At 37.1% G+C, this 7,715-nt stretch carries 7 protein-coding genes, 1 rRNA gene and 2 pseudogenes; 2 read left to right on the top strand and 8 right to left on the bottom strand.

The window, feature by feature from the left end:
- Positions 1-60, bottom strand: a 16S ribosomal RNA gene (locus tag PCORN_RS14010); the annotation flags it as partial.
- A gap of 340 nt (positions 61-400) precedes the next feature.
- On the bottom strand, positions 401-1,009 hold the full coding sequence (locus PCORN_RS14005) for an HD domain-containing protein (protein ID WP_036081815.1): 609 nt from the start codon (positions 1,007-1,009) through the stop codon (positions 401-403).
- A 93-nt stretch (positions 1,010-1,102) separates the two neighbouring features.
- Between PCORN_RS14005 and PCORN_RS14000 the strand changes: the two are divergent.
- Positions 1,103-1,877, top strand: a pseudogene (locus PCORN_RS14000) (ABC transporter ATP-binding protein).
- A 62-nt stretch (positions 1,878-1,939) separates the two neighbouring features.
- On the opposite strand, the pseudogene pepT reads toward PCORN_RS14000, so the two are convergent.
- Together pepT and PCORN_RS13990 are read right to left on the bottom strand one after the other, a co-directional pair.
- Positions 1,940-3,173: pseudogene (gene pepT / locus PCORN_RS13995) on the bottom strand (peptidase T).
- A gap of 19 nt (positions 3,174-3,192) precedes the next feature.
- Positions 3,193-3,720, bottom strand: coding sequence for a DUF1697 domain-containing protein (locus tag PCORN_RS13990; RefSeq protein WP_036081813.1), 528 nt, complete (start codon positions 3,718-3,720; stop codon positions 3,193-3,195).
- 75 nt (positions 3,721-3,795) lie between these two features.
- Between PCORN_RS13990 and PCORN_RS13985 the strand changes: the two genes are divergently transcribed.
- Positions 3,796-4,551: an exodeoxyribonuclease III gene (locus PCORN_RS13985; protein WP_036081817.1), complete on the top strand. Its 756-nt coding sequence runs from the start codon at positions 3,796-3,798 to the stop codon at positions 4,549-4,551.
- A gap of 101 nt (positions 4,552-4,652) precedes the next feature.
- On the opposite strand, the gene PCORN_RS18680 is transcribed toward PCORN_RS13985, so the two are convergent.
- From PCORN_RS18680 to PCORN_RS13970, 4 genes are all read right to left on the bottom strand, one after another.
- Positions 4,653-5,033 carry a GW dipeptide domain-containing protein gene (locus PCORN_RS18680; protein ID WP_077913925.1) on the bottom strand — a complete coding sequence of 127 codons (381 nt, stop codon included), beginning with the start codon at positions 5,031-5,033 and terminating at the stop codon, positions 4,653-4,655.
- Positions 4,993-5,721 (bottom strand): glycoside hydrolase family 73 protein, encoded by a 729-nt coding sequence (locus PCORN_RS13980; protein WP_051999501.1) that lies wholly within the window; start codon positions 5,719-5,721, stop codon positions 4,993-4,995. The genes PCORN_RS18680 and PCORN_RS13980 overlap by 41 nt, the downstream gene beginning before the upstream one ends.
- Positions 5,722-5,942: 221 nt before the next feature.
- Positions 5,943-6,794, bottom strand: coding sequence for a glucosaminidase domain-containing protein (locus tag PCORN_RS13975; protein ID WP_036081811.1), 852 nt, complete (start codon positions 6,792-6,794; stop codon positions 5,943-5,945).
- 101 nt (positions 6,795-6,895) lie between these two features.
- Positions 6,896-7,384 (bottom strand): DUF3267 domain-containing protein, encoded by a 489-nt coding sequence (locus tag PCORN_RS13970; protein ID WP_036081809.1) that lies wholly within the window; start codon positions 7,382-7,384, stop codon positions 6,896-6,898.
- Positions 7,385-7,715 lie beyond the last annotated feature (331 nt).

Genomic DNA, 7,715 nt, shown 5'->3' with positions numbered 1-7,715 from the left:
TTGCATGTATTAGGCACGCCGCCAGCGTTCGTCCTGAGCCAGGATCAAACTCTCTTTAAAATAAAGATGAATCTGAATACTTATTCAACACCGTGAATAAGATCCTTGCGTCAAAATGACTTCGCTAGCAAATTACTTTACTAGTATTACTTTTGGAAATAGCTTTCTATTTCCGCCCTGCGATTCTTACCTAGAAACATCACTGTCTCTATTGGTTTTATCTTTGTTTCTGTTCAGTTTTCAAAGGTCATAGGTTTGTTTAACACAACTTTTATATCTTATCATATAACATATTAGCGTGTCAACAACTTATTTTATTAATATTTTCGCGCTCTCAACTCGAGAACTTTTTAAGTATATAATATATATTCATAAAAAGCAACTGTTTTGTTTTAATTCATTAAAATTGTATATTGCATTCATTTTCTAGGGTGTTTAAAAAGCTCACCAGTGCTTCATGTCTTGTATGTGCTATTGGTCTAGCCGTATCTGTCTGTATTTTGTCTTTAATCAGTAACAGCTTATCGTAAAAATGCTGTATGCTACTCCCTTCCATGTTTTTGAGATTATATATATATCTTCCTTTAACTCCGCCATAAGTAAAGCATCTAGCTATTCCTATAGCCCCGATTGCATCTAACCTATCTGCATCCTGCACGATTTTGCTTTCTACATCTAATTTAGCCTGTTTGCTCTTTCCATGGCTAAAGGACACATTTTCAATAATGGATGAGATATTTTGAACTTCATCTTCAGTGAGCCCATGACTTCTAAACCAATCTTCCATAACTTGTCCAGCCTGTGTAGGATCACTATTCAATTTTGAATCCGCGAAATCGTGGAATAAAGCGGCCATCTTAATCAGCATGAGATTACCACCTTCTTTACTTTGAAGAAATACTGCCATTTTATAAACTCTGTCAATATGATACCAGTCGTGCCCCGTCTTTTCATCTGCGAATTTCTTTTGTATATATACTTTAGCTTTATCTAGCATTTGATTATCCATTTCTCGTGATACCTCACTTTATATTATCTAATTTTCTTATTTTTATGTAAAATAGATGCAAAGACTCTATACCTTACAAGGAGGAATTTCTACATGTTCGAATTCAATCAAGTATTTTTTAAAGCGTGATGGAAAGATTTTATTAGATTCTATTGATTGGTCTGTTAAGAATAAAGAAAACTGGGCAGTTCTTGGACTAAACGGTTCTGGAAAAACTACTTTGCTAAAATTATTGAATGGCTATCTTTGGCCTACTTCTGGCTCACTTAACGTTTTAGGTCATCAGTTTGGGGAAACGTCACTCCCCGAATTGCGAAAATCTATTGGTTGGGTCAGTTCTTCTTTACAGCAACAACTACGGGAATATGACTTCGCTGAGTCTATCGTTGTCAGTGGGAAATTCGCTAGTATCGGTTTGTATCAAGAAACCACTATTGAAGAAAAAGAATCTGCTCGTTCGATTTTAATAGAATGCGGCGGAGAAGAATTAATTGGTAAACGATATGCTGTTTTGTCACAAGGTGAACGACAGATTGTACTTATTGCTAGAGCTCTTATGGGTAAACCCGAACTATTGATTCTTGATGAACCTTGTACTGGCCTCGATATTTTCGCAAAGAAAAGCTTGTTAGACCGTATTAAAGTAATCACTAAACTACCTACCGCACCAACTATTCTCTATGTAACACACCATACAGAAGAAATATTACCATGTTTTAATCACACACTATTACTTAAAGAAGGGAAAAAATACGATTCTGGCCTCACTCACACTATGCTCACTAAAGAAAAGTTATCTTCCTTCTATTGTCATAACGTAGATGTAGTCACTTTAGATAATGGTCAAATATCTGTTTTCCCTAAATAAGAAAATAATGCTTATGAGAATACCTCCAAATTGATTTATCCTCATAAGCGATAATTGTGCTGTTATGCCTCGTGCTCAAATAGACGTGCTACCTCAATAATCACCTGCGTTGCTTTAAGCATGCTTTCCACGGATATATATTCAAATTTTCCATGGTAGTTCTCCCCACCTGTGAAGATATTAGGTGTTGGCAAACCTTGAAAAGATAGTTGTGATCCATCTGTTCCGCCTCTAATTGGACGAATATCTGGTTCAATATCCAAATTTTTCATAGCTCTATAGGCCATATCTACAATTTCTTTGACTGGTTCAATTTTTTTCTTTCATATTGTAATATTGATCGTTCATTTCTAAAGCGATATTATCTTCACCATATTTCATTTGTAGCTCTTTTACTATTTCAGAAACTTTAGCTTTCCTCATAATAAAGGCATCATGATCAAAGTCTCTGATAATATAGTAGGCTTTTGCGAGCTCCACGTCTCCGTTCAACGAGATCAAGTGATAGAACCCCTCGTATCCATCTGTTTTTTCGGGTATTTCATCTTGTGGTAAATGACTATGAAATTCCATTACCATTTTATTTGCGTTAACCATCTTATCTTTGGCTGTCCCTGGATGTACACTGTTACCTTTAAATGTGATTCGAGCGGCTGCAGCATTAAAGCTCTCGTATTCTAATTCTCCAATCGGCCCCCCATCCATAGTATACGCGAACTCGGCACCAAATGCTTTTACATCAAAATGATGTGGACCGCGACCGATTTCCTCGTCTGGTGTGAAGGCTACACGGATTCGACCATGCTTTATCTCTGGATGCTTTAGTAAGTAGTTCATCGCAACCATTATCTCCGTTATGCCGGCTTTGTCGTCCGCACCAAGAAGGGTTGTTCCATCCGTCGTGATTAGCGTCTGACCTTTATATGTAGGTAGTTCCGGAAAGGCTTCTGGTGAAAGGATAACTCCTAGATCTTTATTCAACACGATAGCTCCTCCATCAAAATTTTCATGGATTTGTGGGGACACGTTTTTACCTGTCATATCTGTTGCTGTATCAATATGTGCTAGAAATCCTATAGTCGCTATATCCTTATTCGTATTACTTGGAAGAGTGGCCCTTACGTATCCGTTTGCGTCAATCGTTACTTCTTCCATCCCGATTGCTTTTAGTTCCTCCACTAATATATTCCCTAATTCCAGTTGTCCTTGTGTTGTTGGAACTGTTGAGCTGCCCTCATTTGATTGCGTGTCTATTTTTACATATTTTATGAACCGTTCCATTATTTCATTTTTCATTATTTTTTTCCTCCCTGATTTATTTAATATTTACTTTCTCAGCCATTTTTAGGACCGTATTCCAATTTCTCGCAGTCGCTTTTACTTGTAATACCTTTTCAACAAACTTATTTGAGTACAAACTATCCGATACACCTGCTTTTAAAGAAATGAATAAAAATCTCCCCACAAGGACACTCTTATCTCGGTCATCTTGACTTAGCTGCCCTAGATTATTAATTGCAGCTTCTTCGGGTACTCTATCGAGGAAATGAACCATTACTTTTTCTTCATCGAAGGGGTTTCGCTTCAGTACTTCTTCATATTCGGATAAATTAAATGCTACTGCCGGGACATCAAAATCAAAATGCTTTTTGATTAATGCCTCTACTTCTTGCTGGATGGCCTCGTGATTTGTTTCTTCTCGTTCAGCTATGACATTTCCACTTTGAATATAGGTCGTAATATTTGGATAACCCTCGCTGTGGAATGCCTCCTTCAAATCAGCCATCTTTATCTTACGGTTACCACCTACATTAATTGCTCTCAAGAATATAATATACTTCATGTTCTACCTCCCGCTTCCTATTATACCTAATAATTATTGTGAGGTATAATAGTAGATATCGAAGGAGTGATGGAATTGAAATTAATTTCTTGGAATGTCAATGGTCTCAGGGCTGCGGAAAAGAAAGGCTTCATGGATTATTTTAGAGAGGTAAATGCTGATATTTTCTGTTTACAAGAAACCAAGCTTCAACAAGGCCAAATTGACTTAGATTTGTCGGGTTATCATGATTATTGGAACTATGCTGTTAAAAAAGGATATTCTGGTACAGCTATTTTCTCTAAATCTGAGCCTCTTTCTGTGCAGTATGGTTTAGATATTGAGGTTCATGATCAAGAGGGACGGGTGATTACACTTGAGTATCCTGAATTCTATATGATTACAGTTTATACACCTAATTCGCAAAATGAATTGAAGCGCCTTGACTATCGAATGGACTGGGAGGATGCTTTTTTGGCACACCTAAAAAAATTAGATCAAGTCAAACCAGTCATTGTATGCGGTGATTTGAATGTAGCCCATCAAGAAATAGATCTAAAAAATCCTAAAACCAATCGTAAAAATGCGGGATTTTCAGATGAAGAACGTAGTAAGTTTACAGATTGGCTTGCAAGTGGATTTACGGATTCTTTCCGTTACTTGTATCCGGAACTTGAAGGAGCCTATTCGTGGTGGTCTTATCGTATGAATGCACGCGCCCGTAATACAGGATGGCGTATTGATTACTTTGTTGTCTCTAATCGTATAGCCGATAATATTGAAGAGTCCGCTATACACTCAGATGTCATGGGATCAGATCATTGTCCTGTGGAGCTTAGGATTCGTATTTAGGAGCTATAGTATTCTTATTCGCCAAATTTTTGTAAAACCCTTTAAACTTCAATAAAAAACTCGTATCCGGATATTACTGGATACGAGTTTTTCTATCTCATTTATTTTAATGTTGGTGATTCAACCCAACCAAGTCGTTTGCCGCCATCATTAACACGATACCAAATTTTATTGTTAACCACGGCTTGGCTGTCTACATGTACTTCTTCTAGTCCAGCAAGTGTACCTCTAACAGTGCTGTTGTCTATGACCGGGAAAGCATAAATTTTACCCGATTCATTTTCAACACCTCTGATTAGATTTACTTCCTGTTCCATTGATGTTGTGTAGGTCAAGTTCAGATTGGACGCCTTGATCCAACCGATTTTTTGACCGTTCAGTGTTGCTTCGTACCAAGTAGATCCATCGCTTATTTTAGCTCGATTAACAAGTCGTAAATTATTACCATTTAAGCTTGATAGATTGGCTTTTTTTCGTTGCACCTTTCATTGTCTCAGGTACGGTCCATGCAGTAGTGGGAATGTTAGGCTTCACTTGTCCGTATGCATAAATGCTTGTTTTAGCGGTTACTGTATCATAAACTTGGTCGTATTTCGACAGGTCATATGTTTCTACGGTTTCGATAAGTTGTTCCGCATAGTTAGGATCTGTTGCATAGCCTCCATCTTCAATGATTTGTGCTGTTTTCTTATAGTCCTCTTCACCAACTAAGCCTGCATATTTATTAGGGTTCCATGAAGGTCCATTAACAAATAGTAAAGCATGATCTTCTAGTGACTCATAATAGCTTGGATACGCACGGAATGGTGCATCAACCGTCGTCCAACTATTATCGAAAAATTCTTTCGTGTTCATTGTGATAGATTGACCTTCGTAGCTGCCCTTGATTCCGAATAGGTTATTAGCTTGTTGTGTTAAGCCGCTTTTTCCCCATCCTGATTCTAAAATAGCTTGGGCAATCGTTACACTTGTTAAAACGCCGTGCTCACGTTGTAGTTTCTGTGCATCTGGCACTATTTTATCTAGAAAATTCTGCTGGTAATTGGTGTAGCTTATAGATGAATTATTTTCTCGTTCTGCCGCATATGTGCTAATTGGAATACCCATTGTGCCCATCATCATCCCAATGGTTCCTAAAATAGCTACGTTGCGTTTGACTGATTTTTTCATTCGGTTTATTCTACACTTCTTTCTGATTTTTTTTATAGTATTTTTGTCTTCATGTATCTTTTCAAATCAACAGGGTTTATTCTAGCAAAAATAGTGTTGCATTTAGGTTACAGGAATGTGTCATTTCCGTTTATAATATTACGTTATGTGTCTAGACCGCTATTCATAGCCAGTTTACAGATGTGTTTTATTTTTGAACACATCAAAAAAACGCCATAATTTTATAGCGTTTTAATGCGAATCACATCTTTATTTACCCAACCCAACATTTTTGAACCAGATTTTATTTGGTACCAACTGCCATTTTCAGTCTTCATTTCTTGGACGATTTCCACTTTTCCCGTTCCATATTTCGCCAAATCATTTGTCTTTTTCGCCCCTTTTGTTCTGGGTGGACTAGACCAAATGGTAGTATCTTTTGTAAGCATTGGCGAACCCGTTTCTTTCATCGCTTTTTTGGAAATGATTGTATCATAAATTTTATCATAGGCTTGCAAATTTCTTTGCTCGATTAGGTCGATTAGTTTAGCAGCATAACCTGGATCTGTTGCATAACCAGATTTTTGCAAAGCATTGGCTGCTGTGCGATGATCTTTTGCCTGAACTACTTCGTGATATTTATCTTTATCCCAAGAAGTTCCTTTCAAGAATAGACTGGCGTGGTCATCGAGTGATTCAAACCATGTTGGATATTTTCGAAATGCGGCATCAACTGTGATCCATTTATCGTTTTCATATTCTTGTGTTGGCATTGTTATGGAATCGTTTTGATAACGGCCTTTAATACCAAACAAATTCCGTCCTTCTGTCGCTAGTCCACTGTTCCCCCAGTTAGACTCTAAAATGGCTTGGGCCAAGGTGATACTAGTCAATATGCCTTCTTGTTCTTGTATTTGTTGTGCATGTCCGGCTAGCAGTTCAATGAATTCTTGCTTTGGATCGACACGCGTTACTTCTACTGGCTCGTCCTCTGTAAAAAACAATTTATCTGCTACGAAAAAAGCCAATCCGCCGAGTAAAACGACTGCAAGCAAAATTCCAATAAGAAGTGGGGTTTTCTTCCGACGTCTCATTCTTGTAAAACCTACTTTCTGTACCTTGATGCCCTTTTTACCCTATTACCTTATTGTATCCGAAAAGTAGTATCCTTTGCAACCATCTTGAGGCTTAGAAATCATTTTTCTGATACAACAATAATTCCATCTTTTGTATCTCTTATTTTTGCTTTTTTCGGGGCAGAAGCTATGATTTTCATGGTGTACATATCTGCCATACATAGAGCTGAATGGGCTACAATTAACAAATAAATAGCTACTAAATCACCTGGGAATTCTAATGCTAAAATAACAAGAATCAGGGTTAATAAAACGCAAGGCCCGATGCTGATGATATTATATTGCCATTTTGCGAATAATTGATTGGGACAGTTAAAATAAAGGAGACCTTTTTTAAGGCTTATTTTTATTTTACCGTTGCCGAGTACCCAAAATAGTAGTCCGTGGATGAGTTCGTGAATGGTGAAAACAATGTAGAGCGCGACTATAAACATTATAATACCTACTACGGTGAAGTTGACTGGAACAGCCTCGCGTAAAGCCAGTACTATGCCGACAATTAACATAATTACGATTAGAGCAATGGCCATTATTTTAATGGTTTGCATTCTTTTTTTTGTCGTTAACGATGTTGTATTCCTTCGACAACGCTTGTGTTCTCATAACAATCTTTACCTCATTTCTTACAATCCTTGCTAACATGAACTTCTCCCATTTCCCTTCCGTCCATTATAGTATGAAAAACAGGTAGAAAACAATTATTATGTAAAAAAAAACTGCTTTCTTCTATATGAAGCAATTTCATAAGTCACTTTTTATTCGAAACTAGACGAATCCAATTTTGCGATTTTTCATTTTTTTAAACAGCCATACGTTGTTTTTGGGTCAAACGCTCTTACGGCAAATTTGATGACTTATAGGTTAATTGAATCAAATTGA

The organism is Listeria cornellensis FSL F6-0969, assembly GCF_000525855.1.
Lineage (GTDB): Bacteria > Bacillota > Bacilli > Lactobacillales > Listeriaceae > Listeria_A > Listeria_A cornellensis.
Note: the sequence above shows the minus strand (reverse complement) of the source record. Positions and strands in the feature narration are given on the sequence as shown.

Bases quoted from the DNA above. Each gene is read 5' to 3' on its own strand.
- PCORN_RS13990 (WP_036081813.1), bottom strand. From the start codon at position 3,720: ATGAAGTATATTATATTCTTGAGAGCAATTAATGTAGGTGGTAACCGT.
- PCORN_RS14005 (WP_036081815.1), bottom strand. From the start codon at position 1,009: ATGGATAATCAAATGCTAGATAAAGCTAAAGTATATATACAAAAGAAA.
- PCORN_RS13975 (WP_036081811.1), bottom strand. From the start codon at position 6,794: ATGAGACGTCGGAAGAAAACCCCACTTCTTATTGGAATTTTGCTTGCA.
- PCORN_RS13970 (WP_036081809.1), bottom strand. From the start codon at position 7,384: ATGCAAACCATTAAAATAATGGCCATTGCTCTAATCGTAATTATGTTA.
- PCORN_RS13980 (WP_051999501.1), bottom strand. From the start codon at position 5,721: ATGAAAAAATCAGTCAAACGCAACGTAGCTATTTTAGGAACCATTGGG.